This window comes from Megasphaera stantonii (genome assembly GCF_025567065.1).
GTDB classification, from domain to species: Bacteria; Bacillota; Negativicutes; order Veillonellales; family Megasphaeraceae; genus Megasphaera; species Megasphaera stantonii.
Window position 1 is genome coordinate 155,936 of sequence record NZ_JAOQKD010000001.1, and the last position, 24,540, is coordinate 180,475.

Genomic DNA, 24,540 nt, shown 5'->3' on the forward strand with positions numbered 1-24,540 from the left:
CATGGATACAATGGAAGGTTTGCACCGCTCGCAATATTGTGCTGAAGTCAGCGAAGCGGACAATGGCAAAGAAGTAATTCTGTGCGGTTGGGTGGAACGCCGCCGCGATCACGGCGGATTGATTTTCATCGACCTCCGCGACCGTACGGGTATCGTACAGGTCGTAGCCTCGCCGGATTACGAAGAAGTTTCCTTTAAAAAGGCCGAACAGGTCCGTACGGAATACGTTCTGGCTGTCCGCGGCGTCGTGCGCATGCGCGATAAGGATACGGTAAACCCGAAGATGAAGACCGGCACGATTGAAATCCGCTGCGAAGAGCTGCGTATTCTCAACTCGTCCAAGACGCCGCCGTTCTACATTGAAGATAACATCGACGTCGACGAAAAGATCCGCTTGAAATACCGGTATCTCGACCTGCGCCGTCCGGAAATGCAGAACAACCTCATCATGCGCCATAAAGTAAAACACGCTATGCGCACGTTCCTGAACGAACACGGCTTCATCGATATCGAAACGCCGGAGCTGTGCAAGAGCACGCCTGAAGGCGCCCGCGACTACCTTGTACCGAGCCGCGTCAACGAAGGCAAGTTTTATGCATTGCCCCAGTCTCCGCAGATTTTCAAACAGCTGCTCATGATTTCCGGCATGGACCGCTACTATCAGATCGCCCGCTGCTTCCGCGATGAAGACCTGCGCGCCGATCGCCAGCCTGAATTCACTCAGCTGGACATGGAAATGTCCTTTATGGATCAGGAAGAAATCTTGACGCTCGTCGAAGAAATGGTTCACTATATCTTCAAGGAAACGCTGGGCCACGACGTAGAACTGCCGATTCACCGCATGACCTGGGACTACGCCATGGAAAACTACGGCTCCGATAAGCCGGACCTGCGCTTCGACATGAAGTTTACCGACATTACGGACCTCGTCCGCGATACGGAATTCAAGGTATTCCGCTCCGTCGTCGACAACGGCGGCCAGGTCAAGGCCATCAACGTCAAGGGCGACGCCGGCATTCCGCGCCGCGAACTGGACAACCTCGTCGAATACGTATCCCGCTACGGTGCCAAGGGCTTGGCATGGATCTGCTTCATGGAAGATGGCACGCTGAAATCGCAGGTTAAGAAATTCCTCGGCGAAGACACGCTCAAAGCTATCGGCGAAAAGTGCGGCAGCGAAACGGGCGACTTGGTCCTCATGATTGCCGACAAACCGGCCGTCGTCGCAGCGGCTCTCGGTGAACTGCGTAAGGAAATGGCCCGCCGCATGAACATGATCGACGAAAGCAAATTCGCCTTTACCTGGGTTGTCGATTTCCCTATGTTCGAATACAGCGAAGAAGAAAAACGCTACGTCGCCATGCATCATCCGTTCACGGCTATCCGCGACGAAGACCTGGATAAATTGGAAACAGACCCGGCTCACGTCTATGCTAAGGCATACGACCTTGTTCTCAACGGCGTCGAACTGGGCGGCGGTTCCCTCCGTATTTACCAGCCTGACTTGCAGCAGCGCGTATTTAAGGCTATCGGCCTTACGCCGGAAGAAGCGGAACAGAAATTCGGCTTCCTGCTCCGGGCCTTTGAATACGGTGCTCCCCCTCACGGAGGCTTGGCCTTCGGCCTGGACCGCATGATCATGCTCATGCTCAAACGCAAGTCCATCCGCGACGTCATCGCCTTCCCGAAGACGCAGAACGCTATCGACCCCATGAGCGAAGCACCGTCGGAAGTTACGAAAAAACAACTTCACGAGCTTCACATTCAGGTAGAAGAAGAACTCGTCAAGAAATAAAAGTCGCATTACAAAAAGGTATCGGCATGGCCGGTACCTTTTTTATCAGATAGAAAGGAAGTTGAGCAACGTGAAACTGCAATATGTAAAAGCAGATCCCAGCGGCAATACGACCCTATTCGTACTGAGCGGCGTCGCGCCGGAACAGCGCAGCTCCTTGGCGGCGAAGCTATTGAAAGACAAGGGGATTGACGCCGAGCAGGTCGCGTATTTATCCATGACAGAAGGCCAGCCGCTGCGCGTCGACATGATGGGCGGCGAATTCTGCGGCAATGCATCCCGCTCCGCTGCGGCCTACGCCTTGCAGCTCGCTGGCCGGGATAGCGGCGACTATGCCGTGTCCTGCTCGGGCTGCGAAGGCCTCCTCCAGGCCCAGGCGAAAAAGCGTCCCGACGGGGCCTACGACGCCTATATCGAGATGCCCATGCCCTTGTCTGTCGAAGCAGTTCTCCTCGACGTAGGCGGCATGCCGAGCCGCTTTTTCCGCGTCGAGCTGCCGGGCATCGTTCATTTCGTCCACTTTGCCTCTGAAACGGAAATGGAATACAAGGACATGTTTTGGTCGGCCTTGCAGGACTATGCGTCAGACGAACAGCTGGATGCATTCGGCCTCATTCTCTTTGACCCGGCCCATCTGCACATGGTCCCGGCCGTATACGTGACGGCGACGGACACGCTGTACTGGGAACAAAGCTGCGGCTCCGGCTCGGCGGCCGTAGCGGCAGCCCTGGCCTGCGTAGGCAAAAAGGACGTATCCTGCACGATTCAGCAGCCCGGCGGGGCGATTGCCATCGCCGCGACCGTAGAAGGCGAAGACAAGGAGCTGCGCAGCATTTTTATCGGCGGCCCCGTATCCTTTGGCGAGGTACAGGAAATCGACATGTAATCATACTGCGTATGGCATGTAAGCCGGTTCTCTGTGAACCGGCTTCTTTTCGTACTAGCCGACATGCGCCAGGTGATATCCCTTTTTTGATTTTTGTGGAGCCGGGCTGTATCCGGGAAGGGGCAAATGTCATTGACAGTATACGGAGAATTCTTGTATAATAAGTCCATAATCATGTGACTGACGGAAGTGGAATCAACCACGGGGAGCATGATTGACGCGAAGCCGACCGTCTGGGCAACATTTCCAGAAGTGTCGGTATTTTTTTATGCTACGAACAGGAGTGACGCAAATCATGGCACAGGTATTAAGCGATATTGAAATTGCACAGCAGACCACGCTGGAACCGATCGTAAAGATTGCGGAAAAAGTCGGATTAACTGACGATGATTTGGAATTATACGGTAAATATAAGGCAAAGATTTCCTTTGACGCTATCAAGCGCCTTTCGAAAAACGAAGACGGCAAGCTCGTCCTCGTCACGGCTATTACGCCGACGCCGGCCGGCGAAGGCAAGACGCTGACGACGATCGGCCTCGCCCAGGCGCTGAACTACATGGGGCATAAGGCCGTCGTTGCCCTGCGCGAACCGTCCCTTGGCCCCGTATTCGGCATTAAGGGCGGCGCTGCCGGCGGCGGCTACTCGCAGGTACTGCCGATGGAAGATATTAACCTCCATTTTACAGGCGACATGCACGCTATTACGGCGGCCAACAATCTTCTGGCCGCTGCCATCGACAACCATGTTCATCAGGGCAACGCCCTGCGCATCGACGTGCGCCGCGTCATCTGGAAGCGCGTCATGGACATGAACGACCGGGCCCTGCGCAACATCGTCGTCGGCATGGGCGGCAAAGTCTGCGGGTTTCCGCGAGAAGACCATTTCATGATTACCGTTGCCTCGGAAATCATGGCGGCCCTGTGCCTGGCCAGCGACCTCATGGACTTGAAGAAGCGCATGGGCGACATCACCGTAGCCTATGACTTGGACGGCAACCTCGTGACGGCCCGCCAGCTCGGCGTCGAAGGCGCAATGGCTATCCTCATGAAGGACGCTATCAAGCCGAACCTCGTCCAGACGATCGAGCACACGCCGGCCCTCGTACACGGCGGCCCCTTCGCCAACATCGCGCATGGCTGCAACTCTGTCGTCGCTACGAAGCTGGCCCTCAAGATGGGCGAGATCGCCGTTACGGAAGCCGGTTTCGGCGCAGACCTCGGCGCGGAAAAATTCATGGACATTAAGTGCCGTTTCGCCGGCATTAAACCGAACGCCGTCGTCGTCGTCGCAACAGTCCGGGCTCTTAAAATGCACGGCGGCGTAGACAAGAAGAACTTGCAGGAAGAAAATATCGAAGCCTTGAAGAAGGGCTTTGCCAATTTGGCTAAGCACGTGGAAAATATGCGTACCTACGACGTTCCCGTCGTCGTCGGCATCAATAAATTTGCTACCGATACGGATGCGGAAATCGCGACGCTCCGCCAGCTCTGCGCCGATTACGGCGTCGACGCAGCCCTCAATAACTGCTGGGCCGAAGGCGGCAAGGGCGGCGTAGAATTGGGAGAAAAGGTACTGCAGCTCATCGCCCAGCCGCAGACGCCGTACAAGCCGCTGTACGACGTAAACGACACCATCGCCCAGAAGATGGAAACGATCGTCAAAAAGATTTACGGCGGCGCAGGCGTCGTCTTTGAAAGCAAAGCGCAGAAACAGGTGGCCGAGCTGGAAAAATTCGGCCTCGACAAGATGCCTCTCTGCGTAGCGAAGACGCAGTATTCCTTGTCCGACGATCCGTCTCTCCTCGGCGCGCCGAAGGACTTCACCGTTACCGTCAAGGACGTGCGCGTCTGCACCGGTGCAGGCTTTATCGTCTGCCAGACCGGCGACATTATGACGATGCCGGGCTTGCCGAAGGTTCCTGCTGCTAATAGAATGGATATCGATGAAAATGGCGTTATCACAGGATTGTTCTAAGCCCGATTTCAGCCGCTTCCAGTCCATGCCCCTCGACGCCCTGCTGGAAGCGACGGCTTCTAAGGAGCCTGTTCCCGGCGGCGGCGGCATCGCGGCCATGACGGCGGCCTCGGCGGCGGCCCTCGTCGAGATGGTGGCAAACCTGACCCTCGGTAAAAAAGGGTATGAAGACGTGGCCAAGCTGATGGAATCCATTAAGGAACAGGCCCGAGACCTGCGCATACGCTATCTGGCCGGTATTGCCGAGGACGCGGCGGCTTTTGACGGCGTAATCCGGGCCGTGCGGCTCCCTAAGGATACGCCCAATCGGAAAGACATTGTGCAGCAGGCCTTCAAGGAAGCGGCGGAAATCCCCTTTTCTCTGGGAAAGGATATTTTCGTCCTCGTGCAGCTGGCGGAGCAGACCGTGCGCTACGGCAATAAGTGGGTTATTACGGACGGAGCCATTGCGGCCATGAACGCCCGCTCTGCCATGCGGTCGGCTTTTTACAGCGTCCGCGTCAACTTACAGTCTATTACAGACGAGCAGTACGTGCGGGATATGACCGAGGCCATTCAGCGCATCGAACGCGAAGCGGCCCTGCTGGAACAGCGCGTAGAACGGGAATACGAAAGAAGATAAATATATGAAATACGGCCCTGCCATGAAAGGAGATACTTTCACGACAGGGCCGTTTCTTGTTTATGCAGTTGTTTAGAATTCGTATGTCGTTCCCGGTTCGACGACCTGGACGGGAATATTGTACTTGCTTTCCGTAAGCTGCTTATATTCCTGCGGGTCGGCGTCGATGATCGGCCACGTCTTGTAGTGGACGGGGATGACGAACTTCGGCTGAATCCACAAGGCCGCCAAGGCCGCGTCGTCTATGCCCATGGTAAAGTTGTTGCCGATGGGGAGAATGGCGCAGTCGATCTTGCCGAAGCGGTCGAGGATTTTCATGTCTGAAAACAGACCCGTATCGCCGGCGAAGTAGACGCGCTTGCCGCCGAATTCGACGATGACGCCGCAGGCCATGCCGCCTTCGACGCCCGATCCATGAAAGGCCGGCGTCAGGCGAATCGTGCCGAAGGGAAAAGAGGCACTGCCGCCGACGTGCATCGCGTGAGCCCGGCAGCCTGCAGCGGCCGCTTTGCCCGCTACTTCAGCCGTGCTGACGACTAAGGCGTCGTTTTTCTTGGCGATGGCTTCGACGTCGCCGTAGTGGTCGCCGTGGGCGTGGGTCAAGACGACGTACTGACAGTCAATGTCGGCGGGACAGACGTTTGTCCACGGATTGTCCGTAATAAACGGGTCGAAGAGAATCGTAGTCGTTTCGTCAGACAGCGAAAAGGCTGCATGACCGTAGTACGTGAATTTCATGGGAGGAGCCTCCTTATTTTTCCGGTTCCCGGTGGCTAGTGCTCCAGGTCTTCCATTCGTCGAAGAAGGGGCGCATCGCTTTAATCGGAGCGGGAGCGCACATGGTTGAGTCCAAGGCGTCGCGGAGTTTGGCTTCGTTGTCGCCTAAGGGATAGATGGTCTTGTATTCGTCGTATACGCTCCAGAAATCGCGCATGTGGAGGTTGGCGTACGTTTCGCCGTAGATTTTGAAGCACGAGTCGCACAAGGTGATGAAAACGGCTTCTTCATCGTGCTGTTTGGCGTCGTCAAAGGCGCAGCAGCGCGTGTACAGGCGGATGTTGCCGAATAATTTCCGCAGGTAATCGTACACTTCCGAAACCATGGCAGGTTCCAGCTGCATGAGGCGACAGCCGGGGGCAAAGTAGATGGGGTACTGGGCAATGTTATCAAATGTATCCATGTGAAAACACCTCTCTTTTGATTTTTGAAAATAATAATTAAAGAATAATTATTATTTATATTATACCATGCATGATAAAAAAAATCAATGAATACATGGCCGGCCTTTCCTCTTGTGCTCCTACGGGAAATCTTGTACAATATTTGTTGGAGAGTGATTGATACTATGCATATTGTAATGGTAGAGCCGGAAATTCCCGGCAATACGGGCAACGTAGCCCGGTTATGCGCGGCGAATAAGATGACGCTGCATTTGGTAAAACCCTTGGGGTTTTCTATCGACGACAAGCATTTAAAGCGCGCCGGCCTTGATTATTGGCATCTCGTAGACGTACAGGTTCATGAAAACTTCGATGAAGTGCTGGAAAAATACAAAGGCCACCGCTTTTTTTATTTGACGACAAAGGCAAACCAGTGTTATGCCGATATTCAGTTTCAAGAAGACGACATGCTCGTCTTCGGCAAGGAAACGAAGGGCTTGCCGGAAGAATTGCTTAAGCAATATCCGGACAGCTGCTTCCGCGTGCCCATGGCCGAAGAAGCGCGGAGTCTGAACCTGTCGAATACGGTCGCCATCGTTTCGTATGAAGCGCTGCGCCAGCTCGGATTTCCCGGCATGGCCAAGGGCGGCGTCGGCATCGATCATTTAACCTAAGGAAAAGGCGGGAAACAATAGTGGAATTATACGATAAAGCCAATGAGTTGGCAAAAGCGATTCAAAATTGCAAGGAATACGTAGAACTGGTAGAGGCGGGCAAGGTGCTGGCCGAAGACGAAAAGACGGCCCATTTGGTGCAGGATTTCCTCATCATGCAGGCCCAGCTGGCTTATGCCGAATCCATGGGCAATAAGCCGATCCGCAAGAAAATCGAACAGCTGAACCGCATGGCGGAACAGCTTAAAAAGAACGAAACGGCTATGGCTTACCTGCAGAAATACAACCGCTGGCAGGCGATGGCCGGAGAAGTGTATCAGGTAATTCAGAACGCAATGGCAGAAGGAATGAGCATTCTTGATAAATAAGTACGCATTGACAAGTTTTGCGGCGCAGATGAGCAAGTATACGCCGATGGACAACATCATTCTCGACGCGCCCATGAGCGAGCATACGACCTTTGCCGTCGGAGGCCCGGCTGATATTCTGGTCCTGCCGGCGTCGGTAAAGGAAATGTCCGTGGCCATCCGCATCGCCCGTTCCCTGGAACTGCCCGTGACGGTCTTGGGCGGCGGATCGAACGTCCTCGTCCGGGACGGCGGCATCCGCGGCGTCGTCATCCAGCTGAACCGCCTGAAGAAGGTCTTGTCCTGCCATGACGGCAAGATGCTGGTCAGCGCGGGCTACATGCTGAAGGATATTTGCCAATTTGCGCAGGAACAGGGATTGACGGGCATAGAATTTGCCTGCGGCATACCCGGCACGCTGGGCGGCGCCGTCTTCATGAACGCCGGCGCCTACGGCGGCGAAATGAGCCATGTCGTGTCCCGTGTCCGTACGGTCAGCAGCACCGGCGGCGTCCATACGTACAGCGCGCCGAATCTGGGCTTTGGCTATCGCCAGAGCCGGTTTCAGAAATCCCAGGAATTCGTCGTCGAAGTGGAACTGCTCCTGCGGCCCGGCGATAAGGACGAAATCCAGCGCACCATGGACGACCTCATGCAGCGGCGGCGCAGCAAGCAGCCGCTGGAAATGCACAGCGCCGGCAGCACTTTTAAGCGTCCTCCGGGATATTTTGCCGGCACTCTCATCGACCAGACCGGCCTGAAGGGCCTGTCATGCGGCGACGCGCAGGTATCGACGAAGCACGCCGGCTTCGTCGTCAATCGGGGCCATGCCTCGGCCCGCGACGTCCTGCAGGTCATTCGCGAAGTGCAGCGCCGCGTCGAACTGGCCCACGGCGTCCATTTAGAGCCGGAAGTGCGGATCATCGGCGAAGACTAGGTAAATTTCATCGTATTTTTCTGTAAAAAGCCCTGCGACGTGTAGTCAAGCGGGGCTTTTTGTGCTATACTCTATGAGTTACGAACTAACTATACTTATCATTATTTGACATAGGAGAGAGGACATTAGATGGAACGTCAAGATATTCGCAATATTGCAATTATTGCCCACGTTGACCATGGCAAAACGACATTGGTCGACGCAATGCTTAAGCAGAGCCACGTTTTCCGCACCAATGAAAAGGTTGCCGAACGAGTCATGGACTCCGGCGATATCGAACGGGAACGGGGCATTACGATCCTGTCCAAAAACACGTCCGTCATGCATGAAGGCGTCAAGATCAATATCGTCGACACGCCGGGCCATGCCGATTTCGGCGGCGAAGTAGAACGTGTTCTGAATATGGTCGACGGCGTACTGCTGCTCGTCGACGCCTTCGAAGGCCCTATGCCGCAGACGAAATACGTACTGCGCAAGGCCCTGGAACAGAATTTGAAGCCTATCGTAGTTATCAATAAAATCGACAAGCCCGAAGCCCGCGTTTCGGAAGTCGAAGACGAAGTACTGGAACTGTTCATGGAATTGGAAGCCAACGACGACCAGCTCGATTTCCCGGTCATCTACGCAAACGGCCGCGACGGCATCGCCAAGTATTCTATGGACGACGACAGCACCGATTTGGAACCGTTGTTTAAAACCATTATTAAATACTGCCCCTGCCCTAAAGGCGATATCGACGGCCCGCTGCAGTTCATGGTTACGACCCTGGATTACGACGACTACGTTGGTAAAATCGCCATCGGCCGTATCGTCCGCGGCCGCCTCCGTCCGAACCAGAACGTCGTGATTACCGACGGCGAAGGCCAGCGCCGTGCCAAGGTCGGCCGCGTATATACGTACGAAGGCCTGAAGCGGACGGAAACGGAAGAAGCTGCTATGGGCGATATTGCCTGCATCATCGGTATTCCTGATCTCAAGATCGGCGAAACTGTAGCAGACCCGCAGAATCCGGAAGCCTTGCCGAAAATCAACATCGACGAACCGACCTTGTCGATGATTTTCTACGTTAACGACAGCCCCTTTGCTGGTCAGGAAGGCGAATTCGTCACGAGCCGCCACCTCCGCGACCGCCTGTTCCGCGAAGTGCAGACCAACGTGTCCCTCCGCGTCGAAGAAACAGACAGCGCCGATGCCTTTAAGGTATCGGGCCGCGGCGAACTGCATATTGCCGTCCTCATCGAAGAAATGCGCCGCGAAGGCTATGAAATGCAGATCGGCAAGCCCAGCGTCATTACGAAGGAAATTAACGGCCAGAAATGCGAACCGCTGGAAGCATTGACCATCGACGTGCCGCAGGAATTCATGGGCTCCGTCATGGAAAAGCTCGGCACTCGCAAAGCGGAAATGGTCAACATGGTCGACATTGCCGGCTACACGCGCCTGGAATTCATCATTCCGGCCCGCGGCCTCATCGGCTTCCGCAGCGAATTCCTCACGGCTACGAAGGGCAACGGCATCATGTACCACGTCTTCCACGGCTATGCTCCCTGGAAGGGCGAAATCCCCGGCCGTACGCGCGGCAGCTTAGTCGCCTTTGAATCGGGCACGACGACGGGCTACGGTATTTTCAACCTGCAGGACCGCGGCGACATGTTCATCTCGCCGGCTCAGGAAATTTACCTCGGCCAGGTCGTAGGCGAAAGCAATCGCGACGTCGACATCGACGTAAACCCCTGCAAGAAAAAACACCTTACCAATACGCGTTCCTCTGCGTCGGACGAAGCGCTGCGCCTCGTTCCGCCCCGCGTCATGGGCTTGGAAAAATCGCTCGAATGGATCAACGACGACGAACTCGTCGAAGTTACGCCGAAGAGCATCCGTATCCGCAAAGCCATTTTGGATAAACACGACAGAAAGAAAGCGATGCGCAAAGCACAGCAGTAACCGCATCGTTACAGAAGCAGCCTTCCGGCAACCAGTCGGGAGGCTGCTTTTTATCAATGCTAAAGGATTTCTAAACAACTCTAAACTGCTTCTAAATAAATTTTTAACAAATAATGATTATTAAAAATATTGACAATGGGGCGGAAGTATGTAATAATTTAAGTGTAAAAACTACTGCAACTAAAAACACTAGGAGGTATTAGAGTATGAAAAAGAAAATGGGAACTATCTTAGCGGTATTAGCTGTAAGTGCAATGGGATTTTCGACGGCGTTTGCCAGCATGAGCGCGCAGGATGCAGAAAACATCGTATTGAAAGAATATCCGGGCGCTACGATTCATAGAGTAGACCGTGATTACGACGACGGCCGCAGAGTATATGAAGTAGATTTCAGAACCGACAGCATCTGGGACGGCGAATTGACCATTGACGCCGATACGGGCAAGATTTTAGAACGGAAAGAAAAATACTAAGATATAGTCTGTAGGAGGAAATGACGATGAAAAAGAAATTGAGCGCCTTGCTGGCTGTCGCAGCTGTGACGTGCATGGGCATCGTACCGGCCTTCGCTATCAGCATGCAGGATGCGGAACAGATTGTTAAAAACGAATATCCCGGCGCGGTGATCCATCGCGTAGAACGGGACTATGACAATGGCCGCAAGGTCTACGAAATTGATTTCCAGAGTGATACAGTCTGGGACGGTGATCTTACGATTGACGCCGAAACGGGCAGAATTTTGGAACGGGATATCGATAATGACCGCGACTGCGACCGCCGCCATCGCCACAACCGTCACTGCAACGATTGGTAACAGGTGCCGGCAAGTATAAGACATAAAAAGAACGGATTCATCAGGATAGGCCTGCGGGCCTGGTCTTGATGAATCCGTTTTTTGCTGGTTAGATGCTGCTGGACGATTTTACAACGTCAGGGTATGGTACACGCTTCCGTCCATGGTTTTCCATTGGCATTCGTCGGCCGTCATGATCATATATCCGGCAGGCGTGTTTTCCTTGGGCAGGGAAATCGAGCCGGGATTCAGGTATAGGTTGCCGCTGCCGAAGGCCTCCCAGGCCGGCACGTGCGTGTGGCCGTGAAGCAGGATGTCGCCGGCGCCGAGGGGAGGCGGGGTTGTCGTGTTGAAGACGTCGCCGTGCGTTGCGAAGACCGTCCGCTTTCCTAAATAGAGGAGGGCATAGCTGGCCATGATGGGAAATTCCAGCACCATTTGATCAACGGCTGCGTCGCAGTTTCCCTGTACGCAGAGGATGCGGTCCTTTTCGGCGTTCAGCATGGCTGCTACGTCTTTGGGACAGTATTCTTTCGGCAAGTCGTTGCGCGGGCCGTGATATAACATATCGCCTAACAGGACTAATTTCTGCGCCTCCTCGCGGCGGAAGGCGTCCAGCAGGCTGCGGCAGCAGTATGCGGAGCCGTGTATGTCTGAAGCAATCATGAGTTTCATCGTCGTACCTCCTATGTATGGATGAGGGTATTACAGTTTAAAATTATGTTTGAAATATTCCCGGTCTTCCGACAGCATGCGGCGTAGTTGGCTGTCCTGTTCCGTGATCCTGCGTACGGGGCGGCAGGGGTTGCCGTAGGCCAGATAGCCGTCGGGAATGTCCTTGGTGACGACGCTGCCGGCGCCGATGACGACGTTGTCGCCGATGCGCACGCCGCCTAGGACGGTGACGTTGCAGGCCAGCCAGACGTTATGACCGATATGGATGTCTTCGGCGTACTCGGCCATGGTCATGCGCCCTTCGTCGTCGAGGCCGAGCCGTTCCTGCGGCAGGAGGGGATGATTCGTCGCCATAAGCGATACGTTGGGGCCGAAGCAGACGTTGTCGCCGATATAAATGCGGGCGTCGTCCATGACGGTGAGGTTGAAGTTGGCGAAGAAATTTTCGCCGATGAAGGTATGGCAGCCGTAGTTAAATTGAATGGGTCCCTGGAAGTAATACACCTTTCCAATGGCTCCGATAAACTCCCTGACGATAGGCAGGCGCTGCAGGTCGTATTCATCCATCTGGTTGAAGCGCAGGCAGGCGCTGTGGGCCTTGTGCTTCATCGCCACCAGTTCCGGCGAGCGGTTGTTGAAGACATATCCGGCGAAAATTTTTTCTTCTTCTGTCACGGCGTATCGCCTCCTTATAAGTTTAAACTGTATATATAGTATAGTACTTCATTTTCCGGCGCGAAGCAACTGCAGGCGGGCCGCCCTCTAGCACGGCAATGGCAAACATGATATAGTATATATGGTCTGATTGGAAACTATTAGGAGGTTTTGTATGTATACATCCGTTTTATTTGATTTAGACGGCACGCTGACTGATTCGAAGGAAGGAATCATCAAGTCCGTTGAATATGCCCTCATACAGATGGGCGAAACGACGGAAGGCCGGCTGGATCAGCATATTATCGTCGGGCCGCCCCTGGTCACGACGTTTCGCGATACCTTTGGATTTTCCGAGGAAAAGGCGCGGGAAACGTACGCTCATTTCCAGCAGCGCTACAGCACGATAGGCAAGTTTGAAAACCGGGCCTTCGACGGCGTCGTCCCCATGCTGCAGCGCCTGCAGGAACGGGGCGTACGCTCCTTCGTTGCCACGTCCAAACCGGAGGTTCACGCCAAGGCTATCTGTGAAAAATTCGGCATCGCGCCGTACGTCGAAATGATTGCCGGTCCGGCCGTAGGCGGCACGGACACGAAGGCTGATATTATTCGCCGCATTTTGCAGCATATCGGCCCGGACGAGGCGAAACGGGCCGTCATGGTCGGCGACAGGCAGTACGACGTCTGCGGAGCCCGCGAAACGGGCCTGCCGGTCATCGTCGTCGGCTACGGCTACGGCAACGAGGAGGAACGGCGGCAGTTTCCGCCGGATTTCTTCGTTTCTTCCGTAGCGGAGTTAGAAGCCCTTATTTTACAATAATATAGTGTTGCAATCATAACAGAGAAAAGAGGAATGTTGATGAAATTAGAAACAGGGACTGGGCTGCATGGATTTCGCGTAACCCGATCGGTCTTCGTCAAGGAGCTGGAAAGCCAGGCCTATGAAATGGAGCATCTTCAGTCGGGAGCGCGGGTGTTATATATTCAAAATGAAGATGATAACAAGGTATTTTCCATTTCCTTCCGCACGACGCCGTCGGACAGCACCGGCGTGCCCCATATCTGCGAGCACTCCGTCTTGTGCGGCTCGCGGAAATTTCCGCTGAAGGAACCTTTTGTCGAATTAGTCAAGGGCTCGCTGAATACGTTCCTGAACGCCATGACCTTTCCCGACAAGACGATGTATCCCGTAGCCAGCCGGAATGCCGTCGATTTCAAAAATCTGATGGATGTGTATCTGGACGCCGTCTTTTTCCCGAATATGCTGACGGACGAACAGGTTCTCATGCAGGAAGGCTGGCATTACGAGCTGGAATCGCCCGATGCGCCTTTGACGTACTGCGGCGTCGTATATAATGAAATGAAAGGCGTGTTCTCGTCTCCCGACTCGCAGCTCGAACGGCGGGTCATGGAGAACTTGTTCCCGGACACGACGTACGGCGTCGAATCGGGCGGCGACCCCGACGATATTCCCAACTTGACGCAGGAAGCCTTCGCAGCCTTCCATGCCAAATATTACCATCCGTCGAACAGCTATATCTTCCTGTACGGCGACATGGATATCGACGCGACGCTGGCCTTCATAGACGGCGAATACCTGAGCAAGTTTACGAAGGAGCCGATCGATTCGGCTATCGGCCGTCAGGCGCCGGTGCCGTCTGTCGTCAAGACCTATCCGTACGGCATTGCCAAGGAAGAAAAAATGGAGCACAAGACGCTGCATAGCCTGACTTACGTCGTCGACGACGCCCTGGACCCGACGCTGGGCCTGGCCTTCAAGGTCCTGACGTACGTCCTGCTGCTGTCGCCGGCTGCGCCTCTGAAAAAAGCCCTCGTCGACGCCGGCGTGGGCAAGGATATTTCCGGCGACTTCCAGGACGGGCTGCTTCAGCCCTTGTGGGGGATTTCCGTCAACGGCTCTGACCCGGACAAGCAGGATAAGATACTGCCTATCGTCCGCCGCGTACTGGGCGATATGGTGAAGGAAGGCATCGACAAGACGCTTCTGGAGGGGGCTCTGAACCGCATCGAATTTACGCTCCGCGAAGCCGATTTTGCCGGTCGTCCCAAGGGACTGATTTACGGTATCCGCTGCATGGATTCGTGGCTCTACGACGGCGATCCGTTAGCGCCGCTGGCCTATGAAGGGGCGCTGAAGGTACTGCGCGACGGCATAGAAACGGGCTATTATGAACATATTTTGCAGAAATACGTCCTGGATAATACGTATTACGCCCTCATTTCCCTCGTGCCGGAACAGGGCCTGACGGAGCGGCACGACGCCGAGCTGGCTGAAAAGCTGGCGGCCTATAAGGCGACGCTGACAGAGGACGACATTGCCGGCATCATGGCGGCGACGGAAGCCTTAAAGAAGCGGCAGGCGACGCCTGATTCTCCGGAAGCGCTGCTGTCTATCCCGACTCTTTCTCGGGACGACTTGGAGCATAAGGCGGAGCGGATCGTCATGCACGAAGAAACGATGGGCTCCGTCCATATCTGCCACGTCCCCGACGTGACGAATGGCATTACCTATGTCAACGCCTATTTTGACCTTCACGGCATTACGGCAGAAGAGCTGCCTTATGTCTACTTGCTGAGCGATATCTTGGGCGACTTGGATACGAAGACCCACGGCTACGGCGAATTGGCGTCTTTGATCGATCTGCATACGGGTGGTATCGACAGCACTGTTTCGGCTTTTTCAGACAGGGAAAACAACAAGAATTATGTTCCCGTATTCAAGTTTAAGGCGAAAGTCCTGAGCCAGCATATCGACAAACTCGTCGGCCTGCTGAAGGAAATTTCCCTCGATACGGTCTTTACGAATGAGGAACGGCTAATCGAGCTGATTGAAGAAACGAAGGCCGGCTGGGATATGGACGCCTTCCGCCGCGGCCATATCCTCGTCATGCACCGCGTTTTGTCTTATACGTCGCCGGTCGAAGCGTTCTGCAACGCCGGAGAATTTTCCTATTACCAGTTTATCAGCCAGATAGCGGCGAATATCGGCGAAACCTGCGGCGAAGTAGCCGCCAAGCTGCAGGCTGTCATGAAGAAAATCTTCGTCCGCGCCGGCCTGACGATCGAAATTACCGGCAGCGACGACGAAAAGAAAGCCGCCGCAGCCGCATTGCCTCAATGGCTTGATGCCATGCCCAAGGGGGAACGCCGGACGGAACTGTGCGATTTCGTCATGGAACAAAAGAACGAAGGCATCATGACCAGCGGCACGGTGCAGTACGTCGCCAAGGGCGGCAACTTCCGCGACCACGGGTACACCTACGCCGGCTCGCTCATGGTGCTGGACACGATTCTGCAGTACGGGTATTTGTGGACGAAGATACGGGTGCAGGGCGGCGCGTACGGCGCCTTTACCCGATTCTACGACAACGGCGACATGGTATTCTGCTCCTATCGGGACCCGAATTTGGGCAGCACGGTTCAGGCTTACGACGAGCTGGCCGATTATTTGGAAACCTTCGACGTGTCTGAACGGGAAATGACGAAATACGTCATCGGCACGCTGAGCCGCATCGACGTGCCCCTTACGCCGTCCTTGCGCGGCGACAAAGCCATGAACCGCTACTTTACGGGGACGACGCCGGACGTAGCGCAGAAACGCCGGGATCAGCTGCTGGCGACGACGGCCGCCGATATCCGGGCCCTGGCTCCCTTGATCCGCTCGGTCATGGAAGACGGCAATCTCTGCGTCATGGGCGGAGAAGGGAAAATCCGCGAAGAAGCGAGCTTGTTCGGCAATCTCGTGTCGCTGCCCGATTAGGTCGTGAGCTCATGAGAGGTCGTTTTGCGCCCAGCCCGACGGGGTACATGCATTTGGGAAACGCGTGGACAGCATTTTTGTGCTGGCTTCAGGTCCGGCAGGCCGGCGGCACGCTGGTCCTGCGCATGGAAGACGTCGACGAGCAGCGGTCGAAAAAGGAATTTGCCGAGGCCCTGATGCGGGACTTGCAGTGGCTGGGGCTGACCTGGGACGAAGGACCTGACAGGGGCGGCCCGGCTGGGCCGTATATGCAGCAGGAACGATATGCTCTGTACGACGGCGCGCTGTCGGCACTGCAGCGCGGCGGCCTGCTGTACCCCTGCTACTGCAGCCGGGCCAGATTGCAGGCCATCGGCGCGCCCCACGCCGGCGAACGAAGCGTGTACGACGGGCATTGCTACGGCATGACGGTGGCGGAACGGGCCGCGATGAAGAAAGACCCGTCGTGGCGCGTCCACGTGCCACCAGCCGCCGTGTCGTTCTGCGACGGCGTATATGGACGGCAGGAGGCCTATTTGCCGGAGGCCTGCGGCGATTTTGTCGTACGTCGTGCCGACGGCTTGTACGCTTATCAGCTGGCCGTGTCCGTTGACGACGGGATGATGGGCATTACCCACGTCCTGCGGGGACGGGACTTGCTGTCGTCGACGGCGCAGCAGATTTGGCTCATCGAATACCTCGGCTATCCTGCACCGCAGTATACCCACGTGCCCATGCTGATCGACGGCGAAGGCCGCCGTTTATCGAAGCGGCAGCAGGGCATTACGATAGAGAGCCTGCGGGATGGCGGAGCCGACCGCGACAGCGTGCTGTCCTATCTGGCTTACAAAGGCGGGCTGGTATCCGAAAGGGCCCGCTATCCGCTGGAAGAGCTGGCGCGGCGCTGCGATTTGACGGCGCTGCGCCAGGAGGATATCGTCGTAGACGACGATGTAATGCGAGCCATTTGCGCCGTATAAGCTCAATATAATATGAATCTGTGCCTATTCTTTTTAATCACCATGCAGCCTGCATGGTGATTTTTTATATATAGTTCCCGCGAATGGGCTGATATTTGTTGTCACGAGGTGTTGAAATGTGGTAAAATGTGGTGAAAAGTGAAAGCGACGGGAAGGAGATGACGACAAGATGTTCATGGGAGAATATTCGCATACGATCGATGCGAAGGGCCGCGTGATTCTGCCTGCGAAATTCCGCGACGAATTGGGCTCTTCCTTCGTAGTGACCCGTGGACTGGAAGGTTGTCTCTCCGTGTATACGATGGAAGCGTGGATCAATTTAGCCAACGGCATGAAAAAGCTGAAGGCTTCGAAGGAAAATGTCCGGGCTTTCAAGCGCTTTTTGTTCGGCAGCGCCGCTGAGGTGGAATTTGACCGGCAGGGACGCATTCTGATTCCGGGGACGCTGCGCGAGTACGCCCAGTTGAAAAAGGACGTGACTATATTGGGGACGGGCGATAAAATAGAAATCTGGGCTCAGGAGGCGTATGAAGAATATGCGGCCAAGATCGTGCCGGATATGGAAGAGATCGCCGAAAGTCTGGACGAATCTCTGGATATTGAGTTTTAGGAGGTATTATGGCGTTTCATCATGTTAGCGTTCTCCGCGAGGAAACGATTGACAATCTTATAGGAAATCCCAGCGGGGTTTACGTAGACTGTACCCTCGGCGGCGGCGGCCATTCCCATGCGCTGGCGGAGCGGCTGAACGACGACGGCTTGCTCATCGGCCTCGATCAGGACGCCGACGCCATCGCCGCGGCGACGAAGCGGCTGGAAGATACGGCTTGCCGTCATATTCTGGTGCAGCGCAATTTCAGCCAGCTGTCCGATGTCCTCGACGAGCTGGGAATCGACGCCGTCGACGGAGTCATGTTTGATTTAGGCGTATCCAGTTATCAGCTCGACACGCCGGAACGGGGCTTTTCTTACATGCAGGACGGCCCGCTGGATATGCGCATGGACCGCAGCCGCGGCAAAAGCGCCTACGACGTGGTCAATTCGTACAGCGAAGGCGAGTTGTACCGCATTATCAAGGAGTACGGCGAAGAACGCTGGGCCAAGCGCATCGCTTCCTTTATCGTCGCCGCCCGCAAAGAAAAGGCCATTGAACGGACTGGCGAGCTCGTCTCGATTATTAAAAAGGCTATTCCAGCCGGTGCCAGAAAGGACGGCCCTCATCCGGCCAAGCGGACCTTTCAGGCCATCCGCATCGAAGTCAACGACGAACTCGGCATTCTGCGCAATGCGCTGGAAAGCGCGGCCAACCGGCTTAAGCCCGGGGGACATATATGCGTCATCACCTTCCATTCGCTAGAAGACCGCATTACAAAGCAAACGCTGAAAGTATTGGCTACGGACTGCATCTGCCCGCCCGATATTCCCGTGTGCACGTGCCATCATAAGGCCATATTGAAAGCGAAGCGGCAGGCTATTTCTCCGTCGCCGGAAGAGCTGGAGCAGAATCCGCGCGCCCGGAGCGCCAAGCTGCGCGTCGGAATTCGAAAATAATATTTACAAGGTACTGGTAGTAATTCGTCGAATGGATGTGATATAATATGTTGTCCAGAAAAGCAGGATACATACGGTATGCAGAGCAGAGGCAGGAGGCGGTTCCGGCCGACAGGAATTTTTCGGGCCTTATCCTGCGTACCTTGTCGGTAGTAGGGCTGATTTGCTTTTTTTTGCTGACATATATTGCCTTATCTGCGGCTAAAACTGATTATGGTTATGCGCTGATGAATGAAAAAAGACAGGTGCAGGCACTGCAGCGTGAAAATGAGAACTTGCGCGTTGATATCGCCAAGCTGGAAGCACCTGAGCGGATATATACGGTCGCTACGAAACAGCTGGGCATGGTTGCGCCGACGTATGTGCTGTACGGCGGCCAGTCGTCCGATCCCCAGAAGGAAGCAGCCCATACAGGCCGATAATATGATGACATCAGCAGCCTTTACCCAAGGCTGCTATTGTTGTTTGCTTTAATAGAAATGAGTATGCGTACATACAGATTGCGAGGAGGATGTTTGAGGATGAAAACAGTAAGCGAACTTTGCAAGCAAATTAAGGGCATATACAACGTAGAAGGCAACGTAGAAACGCCGATTACGGGCATCGCCGCCGATTCTCGGGAAATCGAGCCGGGAAATTTATTCGTATGCATTTCCGGCGTTCACGTCGACGGCGCTTCCTTTGCCGTCCAGGCTGTGGAAAAAGGCGCCGTTGCCGTCTTGACGACGAAGCATTTGGAATTGCCTAAGGGTACCGTGCAGATCCGGGTGCCGGATATTCATCATGCGCTGGAAGACATGGTTCCCTATTTCTATGATTATCCCGGCCGCAAGATGCGCATGATCGGCGTAACCGGCACGAACGGCAAGACGACGACGACCCATATCATCGCCCATATTCTGCGGGCTGCCGGCCATCATGTCGGCGTTCTCGGCACGATTCACGCCCTCATCGACGACGAAGAGCTGCCCATTCACAACACGACGCCTGACGTCGTCGAGCTGCAGCGCTTCCTAGCGCTCATGTACGAAAAGGGCATGACCCACGTCGTCATGGAAGTATCGAGCCATGCCCTGGCCCTGCACCGCGTAGCCGGCATTGAATTCGATACGGCCGTATTCACGAATTTGACGCAGGATCACCTCGATTTTCACAAGACGATGGAAGACTACGTAGCCGCTAAGGCCAAGTTATTCAAGGGCTTGTCTTTCCGCGAACATGTCAAGGACAATAAGACGGCTGTCGTCAACATCGACGACCCGTGGTCCAAGGATATCCTCAAGGCCTGCCAGTGCAAGGTCCTGACCTATGGCGTAGAAAAAGAAGCCGACTTGAGAGGGTCGAATCTGAACGTTGAACTGAAGAAATCGTCCTTCGACGTGACCGGGCCCTTCGGCAGCGTCCATCTGAATATGAATATTACCGGCTTGTTCAACGTATATAATACGCTGGCGGCTATCGGCGCGGCCCATGCCGAAGGCGTCGATACGGAAATCATCGACAGTGCTATACAGACCTTCCACTCCGTAGCAGGCCGCTTCGAGCTCGTCGAAGCCGGTCAGGATTTTGCCATCGTCGTCGATTATTCCCACACGCCGGACAGCCTGGAAAAGGCCTTGACGACAGCTCGTGCCATGCATCCGAACCGTATTTTAGCCGTCTTCGGCTGCGGCGGCGACCGCGACCGGACGAAGCGCCCCATCATGGGCAAGATTGCGGCAGAACACGCCGACATTCCCATCGTCACGTCGGACAATCCCCGTTCGGAAGACCCCGACGCCATTGTCGCTGAAGTGGAAGCCGGCGTAAAGCAGGGCCTCAAGCCGGGCCAGCATCACGAAGTCATCGTCGACCGCCGGTCGGCTATCCAGAGAGCCGTCGAACTGGCGCAGACCGGCGACATCATCGTTATTGCCGGCAAGGGTCATGAAACGTATCAGATTTTAAAAGACGGCACGATTCACTTCGACGATCGCGAAGAAGCGCGCAAGGCCGTGCTGGCGTTAAAGGGGCGATAAGAAAATGGCTTCCTTTACGAAGACAGAAATACAAGAGGCGACGGGAGCGTCTGTCGCCGTCAGCGGCGAAAAGACTTTATTTTCCGGCGTGGAAACGGATACGCGGGTCATCGGCAGGGACGCGTTGTTTGTAGCCCTCAAGGGCGAGCGGTTTGACGGTCATGATTTTGTCGGCAAAGCCGTGCAGCAGGGCGCGGCCGGCGTTATCGTGTCCGAAATGCGGGACGAATACAGAGAGTACGGCATTGCTGTTTTCGTCGCAGACGATACGCTGAAGGCCTATCAGGCTTTGGCCCGCTTCCATCGCCGCCGTTTTTCCATTCCCGTCGTAGCCGTAACGGGCTCCGTCGGCAAGACGTCGACGCGAAATATGATTGCCTCCGTCCTGTCGCAGAAATATGACGTGCTGCAGACGGAAAAAAATTTCAACAACGAAATCGGCCTGCCGCGCACGCTGCTGCAGCTGACGGAACGGCACGAAGCCTGCGTCGTCGAAATGGGCATGCGCGGCTTGGGACAGATTGCCGAGCTGGCGGCCATTGCCGAGCCGACTATCGGCGTCGTGACGAACGTCGGCAAGAGCCATATTGAACTCCTGGGGTCGCAGGAAAACATCGCCAAGGCGAAGAGCGAGCTTGTTTTGGCTCTTGACGAAAAGGGCACGGCCGTATTGAATGCCGACGATTCCTTCGTAGCCCCGATGGCCGCCCTATGCCGCGGCAGCGTGCTGACCTACGGCACCGAGGCGGGCGACGATATCTGGGCCGAGCAGATAGCCGTAAGCGAGCAGGGCGTAACCTTCACCTGCCACTGCGGCAGCGATGTCTTCGCGGCGCAGATTCCGGCAATCAGCCGCCACCACGCCTATAACGGATTGGCTGCGGCTGCCGTCGGCTGCTTGACGGGCCTTTCGGCCGAAGAAATCCGGCGCGGCCTGGCGGCGTATAAAGGCGTGCCCATGCGGGAAGAGCTGATTTCCTTGGCGCCGTATACGTTTATCAACGACGCCTATAACGCCAATCCGGCTTCCATGAGCGCGGCTATCCGTTCTCTGGGCGCCTTGACGACGGGCCGGAAAATTGCCGTATTGGGCGGCATGCTGGAATTAGGCGATTGGGCCCGGGAAGAACATGAAGCCATCGGCCGGGAGATCGCCTCGTCGGGTATTGACGTCCTCATTACCATGGGCGAGCTGGCCGGATATATTGCCTGCGCGGCGAGAGAAGGCGGCATGAAGCAGGTCTACACGGCCGCGACGCATGACGAATGCGCCGCCTGCCTGAAAGAACTGCTGCAGCCGGGTGATACGGTGCTGCTGAAAGGGTCCCGCGGGTTTGCCATGGAAAAAATACTGTCATATTTCGAAAGGAAGTCATGTGAATGTTAAATACGCTGATATTTGGATTCGCCGTCAGCCTGGTCATCGCCTTAGTGCTGGGCAAGCCGGTTATCGGGCAGTTAAAGAAATTCCATGCCCGCCAATCTGAACGGGAAGAAGGCCCGCAGAGCCATAAGTATAAAGCCGGGACGCCGACGATGGGCGGCATCTTGATTCTGATCGCTTTGGTTGTCTCCTGTCTGGTATTCAATCCGTCGGATCTGCGCAAGGGCCTGGCTTTGTTTCTGACGTTCGGACACGGCGTCATCGGATTCCTCGACGACAGCATCAAAGCGGTGAAACGGCGTAATCTGGGGCTGACAGCCAAGCAGAAATTGCTCGGCCAGTTCGTTATGGCAGCCGTATTTTGCTTCATTTTAAAGGAATTCCTTCAATTTCCTACGACTCTTTGGATTCCCTTCACGTCGATTACGATCGATTTGGGATTCTTCTATTATATCTTTGTGTTTGTCATGATCGTCGGAGCCAGCAATGCCGTCAACCTGACGGACGGCTTGGACGGCCTGGCGGCCGGTTCCTGCGCGATTACGTCTGTGGCCTACGTCGTCATTGCCGTAGCGCTGGGATACGTCAATTTCGCCGTGTTCAGCGCGGCCTTGACCGGCGCCTGCCTGGGCTTTCTGTTTTATAACCAGCACCCGGCCAAGATGTTTATGGGCGATACAGGTTCGCTGGCTTTGGGCGGGGCGCTGGCGGCGATGGCTATCTTGACGAAGACGGAGCTGCTTCTCATTCTGGCAGGCGGATTATACGTCATTGAAGCCTTATCGGTTATCATTCAGGTTGTTTCCTTTAAGACGCGGGGCGTGCGCGTATTCAAAATGAGCCCTATTCATCATCATTTTGAACTGTCTGGCTGGAGCGAAGTAAAGGTAGTTACCGTTTTTTGGAGTTTTTCCGCCCTCATGGCGATATTGGCGATTATCGTCGTCTTATCGTGCAAATAGAGGGTATTCATATTATCTGAACAAAGCAGGTGTTGGCAAATGAGCATAATGGATTTTTCCGGGAAAAAAATATTGGTCATCGGCGCAGGTATCAGCGGCCGGGCCGCATCGATGGCCTTGGCCCGTCACGGCGGCGCAGTTATTCTCAATGACAAAAAGGACATCGACTGCACGGAAGAGCCGTGGCCGGCGCTGCAGCGTGCCGGCGTCAAGTTCGTATTCGGCAGCCAGGAAAATTCGCTGCTGGACGGCGTGGACATCGTCGTGCCGTCGCCGGTTATTTCTCCGGAAATTCCCATTATGAAAGAAGCGCTGTCGCGCCGTTTGCCCGTTTGGAGTGAAGTAGAAACAGCCTGCCGCGTAACCGATGCCGACATATTGGGCGTGACGGGTACGAACGGGAAGACGACGACGACGACCCTGCTGGGGGAAATCATGAAGGCCTCAGGCCGTCAGACTGTCGTCGGCGGCAATATCGGCATCGGCCTTTCCGAGCAGGCGGCAGATTTGCCGAAGGAAGCCGTCGTCGTAGCGGAATTGTCCAGCTTCCAGCTGGAATTTACGCAGACGATGAAGGCTAAAGCGGCCGTCGTCCTGAATATTACGCCGGACCACCTAGACCGCCATCATACGATGGAAGCCTACGCCGAAGCGAAGAAGCGCATTTTCCGCAATCAGGATGGGGACGATACGGCTGTGCTGAATTACGACGACCCGCTGGTCAGGGCCATGGCTCCGGACATGACGGGCCGCGTCGTCTGGTTTTCCACGCAGGGCGAAGTGCCTGTCGGTGCGTTTTATCAGGACGGGCAGCTTATCCTCCGCATGGACGGCCAGGATACGCTCATTTGCCGGGAAGACGAACTTCATTTATTCGGCAAGCATAATATTCAAAATTGTTTGGCTGCGTCGCTGCTGGCTTACGCCGCCGGCGTGCCTCTCGACGTGATCTCTGGCGTATTGAAATCGTTCCGGGGCGTAGAGCACCGTCTGGAAAAAGTGCGCACAATTCACGGCGTCACCTATTACAATGATTCAAAAGGAACGAATACCGACGCGTCTATCAAAGCGCTGGAAGCGTTTTCGGGACACTTGGTCTTGATTGCCGGCGGCTACGATAAGATGACACCTCTCGACGAGTTTATGAAGCTGGCCGCCGAAAAGGTCGATACGCTTATATTGATCGGCGCGGCGGCAGATCGGTTTGAACAGGAAGCGAAGAAGGCCGGCGTCAAGGATATTCGCCGAGCCGGATACAGCATGGAACGGGCGATTATGATGGCCCGCAAGATTGCCAAAGCGCCGCAGGCCGTACTGTTGTCTCCGGCATGCTCGAGCTTTGACATGTACGATAATTTTGAGCAGCGCGGACGGGTCTTCAAGGGAATCGTCAACGCGATATAGCCATATATTTATTTTTGAT

At 55.2% G+C, this 24,540-nt stretch carries 24 protein-coding genes and 1 riboswitch; of the genes, 20 read left to right on the forward strand and 4 right to left on the reverse strand.

All coding sequences use genetic code 11. The annotated features are described in order from the left end of the window. The first annotated feature begins 1 nt into the window (after window position 1). The 4 genes from aspS to OCV58_RS00705 all read left to right on the forward strand — a co-directional run bounded on the left by aspS (window position 2) and on the right by OCV58_RS00705 (window position 5,278). Window positions 2–1,795: an aspartate--tRNA ligase gene (gene aspS, locus OCV58_RS00690; RefSeq protein WP_087478087.1), complete on the forward strand. Its 1,794-nt coding sequence runs from the start codon at window positions 2–4 to the stop codon at window positions 1,793–1,795. Window positions 1,796–1,865: 70 nt separating this feature from the next. Beyond that, window positions 1,866–2,681, forward strand: a complete 816-nt coding sequence (locus OCV58_RS00695) for a histidine racemase CntK family protein (protein ID WP_154876598.1) — start codon at window positions 1,866–1,868, stop codon at window positions 2,679–2,681. Between the two features lie 166 nt (window positions 2,682–2,847). Next, window positions 2,848–2,927: riboswitch (ZMP/ZTP riboswitch) on the forward strand. A gap of 49 nt (window positions 2,928–2,976) precedes the next feature. Then, window positions 2,977–4,656, forward strand: a complete 1,680-nt coding sequence (locus OCV58_RS00700) for a formate--tetrahydrofolate ligase (protein WP_154876599.1) — start codon at window positions 2,977–2,979, stop codon at window positions 4,654–4,656. Beyond that, window positions 4,631–5,278, forward strand: a complete 648-nt coding sequence (locus OCV58_RS00705; protein ID WP_095629418.1) for a cyclodeaminase/cyclohydrolase family protein — start codon at window positions 4,631–4,633, stop codon at window positions 5,276–5,278. Before OCV58_RS00700 ends, OCV58_RS00705 begins: the two co-directional genes overlap by 26 nt. A 72-nt stretch (window positions 5,279–5,350) precedes the next feature. On the opposite strand, the gene OCV58_RS00710 is transcribed toward OCV58_RS00705, so the two are convergent. Together OCV58_RS00710 and OCV58_RS00715 are read right to left on the reverse strand one after the other, a co-directional pair. Beyond that, a complete protein-coding gene (locus OCV58_RS00710) occupies window positions 5,351–6,016 on the reverse strand; it encodes a metal-dependent hydrolase (RefSeq protein WP_095629381.1) in 666 nt (221 codons plus the stop codon). A gap of 13 nt (window positions 6,017–6,029) precedes the next feature. Continuing rightward, a complete protein-coding gene (locus tag OCV58_RS00715; protein ID WP_087478083.1) occupies window positions 6,030–6,458 on the reverse strand; it encodes a hypothetical protein in 429 nt (142 codons plus the stop codon). Between the two features lie 165 nt (window positions 6,459–6,623). On the opposite strand from OCV58_RS00715, the gene trmL reads away from it, so the two are divergent. The 6 genes from trmL (at window position 6,624) to OCV58_RS00745 (ending at window position 11,154) form a co-directional block, all read left to right on the forward strand. Next, window positions 6,624–7,112 carry a tRNA (uridine(34)/cytosine(34)/5-carboxymethylaminomethyluridine(34)-2'-O)-methyltransferase TrmL gene (gene trmL / locus OCV58_RS00720; RefSeq protein WP_087478082.1) on the forward strand — a complete coding sequence of 163 codons (489 nt, stop codon included), beginning with the start codon at window positions 6,624–6,626 and terminating at the stop codon, window positions 7,110–7,112. Window positions 7,113–7,132: 20 nt separating this feature from the next. After that, window positions 7,133–7,480 (forward strand): YlbF/YmcA family competence regulator, encoded by a 348-nt coding sequence (locus OCV58_RS00725; RefSeq protein ID WP_087478081.1) that lies wholly within the window; start codon window positions 7,133–7,135, stop codon window positions 7,478–7,480. 28 nt (window positions 7,481–7,508) lie between these two features. Continuing rightward, entirely contained in the window at window positions 7,509–8,396 is an 888-nt protein-coding gene (murB, locus tag OCV58_RS00730) for a UDP-N-acetylmuramate dehydrogenase (protein WP_198643466.1), read from the forward strand. A gap of 129 nt (window positions 8,397–8,525) precedes the next feature. Beyond that, window positions 8,526–10,340: a translational GTPase TypA gene (gene typA, locus OCV58_RS00735; RefSeq protein WP_154876600.1), complete on the forward strand. Its 1,815-nt coding sequence runs from the start codon at window positions 8,526–8,528 to the stop codon at window positions 10,338–10,340. A 206-nt stretch (window positions 10,341–10,546) separates the two neighbouring features. Further along, a complete protein-coding gene (locus tag OCV58_RS00740) occupies window positions 10,547–10,813 on the forward strand; it encodes a PepSY domain-containing protein (RefSeq protein ID WP_087478078.1) in 267 nt (88 codons plus the stop codon). A 26-nt stretch (window positions 10,814–10,839) separates the two neighbouring features. Continuing rightward, window positions 10,840–11,154: a PepSY domain-containing protein gene (locus OCV58_RS00745; protein WP_267312733.1), complete on the forward strand. Its 315-nt coding sequence runs from the start codon at window positions 10,840–10,842 to the stop codon at window positions 11,152–11,154. A gap of 108 nt (window positions 11,155–11,262) precedes the next feature. On the opposite strand, the gene yfcE is transcribed toward OCV58_RS00745, so the two are convergent. Beyond that, window positions 11,263–11,808: a phosphodiesterase gene (yfcE, locus tag OCV58_RS00750; RefSeq protein WP_154876602.1), complete on the reverse strand. Its 546-nt coding sequence runs from the start codon at window positions 11,806–11,808 to the stop codon at window positions 11,263–11,265. Window positions 11,809–11,838: 30 nt separating this feature from the next. Then, a complete protein-coding gene (locus OCV58_RS00755) occupies window positions 11,839–12,483 on the reverse strand; it encodes a sugar O-acetyltransferase (RefSeq protein ID WP_154876603.1) in 645 nt (214 codons plus the stop codon). 154 nt (window positions 12,484–12,637) lie between these two features. Here OCV58_RS00755 and OCV58_RS00760 point away from each other — a divergent pair, with 154 nt between their 5' ends. The 10 genes from OCV58_RS00760 to murD all read left to right on the forward strand — a co-directional run bounded on the left by OCV58_RS00760 (window position 12,638) and on the right by murD (window position 24,521). Beyond that, window positions 12,638–13,282, forward strand: coding sequence for an HAD hydrolase-like protein (locus OCV58_RS00760; protein ID WP_087478074.1), 645 nt, complete (start codon window positions 12,638–12,640; stop codon window positions 13,280–13,282). A 39-nt stretch (window positions 13,283–13,321) separates the two neighbouring features. Then, window positions 13,322–16,243 (forward strand): insulinase family protein, encoded by a 2,922-nt coding sequence (locus OCV58_RS00765; protein WP_154876604.1) that lies wholly within the window; start codon window positions 13,322–13,324, stop codon window positions 16,241–16,243. Window positions 16,244–16,254: 11 nt separating this feature from the next. Then, complete coding sequence (gene gluQRS, locus OCV58_RS00770; protein WP_154876605.1) at window positions 16,255–17,202, forward strand: tRNA glutamyl-Q(34) synthetase GluQRS; 948 nt, start codon at window positions 16,255–16,257, stop codon at window positions 17,200–17,202. A gap of 169 nt (window positions 17,203–17,371) precedes the next feature. Further along, window positions 17,372–17,812 carry a division/cell wall cluster transcriptional repressor MraZ gene (gene mraZ / locus OCV58_RS00775; RefSeq protein ID WP_087478071.1) on the forward strand — a complete coding sequence of 147 codons (441 nt, stop codon included), beginning with the start codon at window positions 17,372–17,374 and terminating at the stop codon, window positions 17,810–17,812. Between the two features lie 8 nt (window positions 17,813–17,820). Further along, window positions 17,821–18,753, forward strand: coding sequence for a 16S rRNA (cytosine(1402)-N(4))-methyltransferase RsmH (gene rsmH, locus OCV58_RS00780; protein ID WP_095629372.1), 933 nt, complete (start codon window positions 17,821–17,823; stop codon window positions 18,751–18,753). A gap of 47 nt (window positions 18,754–18,800) precedes the next feature. Beyond that, complete coding sequence (locus OCV58_RS00785; protein WP_095629371.1) at window positions 18,801–19,175, forward strand: FtsB/FtsL family cell division protein; 375 nt, start codon at window positions 18,801–18,803, stop codon at window positions 19,173–19,175. Window positions 19,176–19,274: 99 nt separating this feature from the next. Beyond that, window positions 19,275–20,771: a UDP-N-acetylmuramoyl-L-alanyl-D-glutamate--2,6-diaminopimelate ligase gene (locus OCV58_RS00790; protein WP_095629370.1), complete on the forward strand. Its 1,497-nt coding sequence runs from the start codon at window positions 19,275–19,277 to the stop codon at window positions 20,769–20,771. 4 nt (window positions 20,772–20,775) lie between these two features. Then, entirely contained in the window at window positions 20,776–22,158 is a 1,383-nt protein-coding gene (locus OCV58_RS00795; protein ID WP_087478067.1) for a UDP-N-acetylmuramoyl-tripeptide--D-alanyl-D-alanine ligase, read from the forward strand. Continuing rightward, window positions 22,152–23,117, forward strand: coding sequence for a phospho-N-acetylmuramoyl-pentapeptide-transferase (gene mraY / locus OCV58_RS00800; RefSeq protein ID WP_087478066.1), 966 nt, complete (start codon window positions 22,152–22,154; stop codon window positions 23,115–23,117). The genes OCV58_RS00795 and mraY overlap by 7 nt, the downstream gene beginning before the upstream one ends. 39 nt (window positions 23,118–23,156) lie before the next feature. Then, window positions 23,157–24,521, forward strand: coding sequence for a UDP-N-acetylmuramoyl-L-alanine--D-glutamate ligase (gene murD / locus OCV58_RS00805; protein WP_095629368.1), 1,365 nt, complete (start codon window positions 23,157–23,159; stop codon window positions 24,519–24,521). The last annotated feature ends 19 nt before the right edge of the window (window positions 24,522–24,540 follow it).

Bases quoted from the DNA above. Each gene is read 5' to 3' on its own strand.
- aspS (WP_087478087.1), top strand. From the start codon at position 2: ATGGATACAATGGAAGGTTTGCACCGCTCGCAATATTGTGCTGAAGTC.
- OCV58_RS00700 (WP_154876599.1), top strand. From the start codon at position 2,977: ATGGCACAGGTATTAAGCGATATTGAAATTGCACAGCAGACCACGCTG.
- OCV58_RS00705 (WP_095629418.1), top strand. From the start codon at position 4,631: ATGGCGTTATCACAGGATTGTTCTAAGCCCGATTTCAGCCGCTTCCAG.
- OCV58_RS00710 (WP_095629381.1), bottom strand. From the start codon at position 6,016: ATGAAATTCACGTACTACGGTCATGCAGCCTTTTCGCTGTCTGACGAA.
- OCV58_RS00715 (WP_087478083.1), bottom strand. From the start codon at position 6,458: ATGGATACATTTGATAACATTGCCCAGTACCCCATCTACTTTGCCCCC.
- trmL (WP_087478082.1), top strand. From the start codon at position 6,624: ATGCATATTGTAATGGTAGAGCCGGAAATTCCCGGCAATACGGGCAAC.
- murB (WP_198643466.1), top strand. From the start codon at position 7,509: ATGAGCAAGTATACGCCGATGGACAACATCATTCTCGACGCGCCCATG.
- typA (WP_154876600.1), top strand. From the start codon at position 8,526: ATGGAACGTCAAGATATTCGCAATATTGCAATTATTGCCCACGTTGAC.
- OCV58_RS00740 (WP_087478078.1), top strand. From the start codon at position 10,547: ATGAAAAAGAAAATGGGAACTATCTTAGCGGTATTAGCTGTAAGTGCA.
- OCV58_RS00745 (WP_267312733.1), top strand. From the start codon at position 10,840: ATGAAAAAGAAATTGAGCGCCTTGCTGGCTGTCGCAGCTGTGACGTGC.
- yfcE (WP_154876602.1), bottom strand. From the start codon at position 11,808: ATGAAACTCATGATTGCTTCAGACATACACGGCTCCGCATACTGCTGC.
- OCV58_RS00760 (WP_087478074.1), top strand. From the start codon at position 12,638: ATGTATACATCCGTTTTATTTGATTTAGACGGCACGCTGACTGATTCG.
- OCV58_RS00765 (WP_154876604.1), top strand. From the start codon at position 13,322: ATGAAATTAGAAACAGGGACTGGGCTGCATGGATTTCGCGTAACCCGA.
- gluQRS (WP_154876605.1), top strand. From the start codon at position 16,255: ATGAGAGGTCGTTTTGCGCCCAGCCCGACGGGGTACATGCATTTGGGA.
- mraZ (WP_087478071.1), top strand. From the start codon at position 17,372: ATGTTCATGGGAGAATATTCGCATACGATCGATGCGAAGGGCCGCGTG.
- rsmH (WP_095629372.1), top strand. From the start codon at position 17,821: ATGGCGTTTCATCATGTTAGCGTTCTCCGCGAGGAAACGATTGACAAT.
- OCV58_RS00785 (WP_095629371.1), top strand. From the start codon at position 18,801: ATGTTGTCCAGAAAAGCAGGATACATACGGTATGCAGAGCAGAGGCAG.
- OCV58_RS00790 (WP_095629370.1), top strand. From the start codon at position 19,275: ATGAAAACAGTAAGCGAACTTTGCAAGCAAATTAAGGGCATATACAAC.
- OCV58_RS00795 (WP_087478067.1), top strand. From the start codon at position 20,776: ATGGCTTCCTTTACGAAGACAGAAATACAAGAGGCGACGGGAGCGTCT.
- mraY (WP_087478066.1), top strand. From the start codon at position 22,152: ATGTTAAATACGCTGATATTTGGATTCGCCGTCAGCCTGGTCATCGCC.
- murD (WP_095629368.1), top strand. From the start codon at position 23,157: ATGAGCATAATGGATTTTTCCGGGAAAAAAATATTGGTCATCGGCGCA.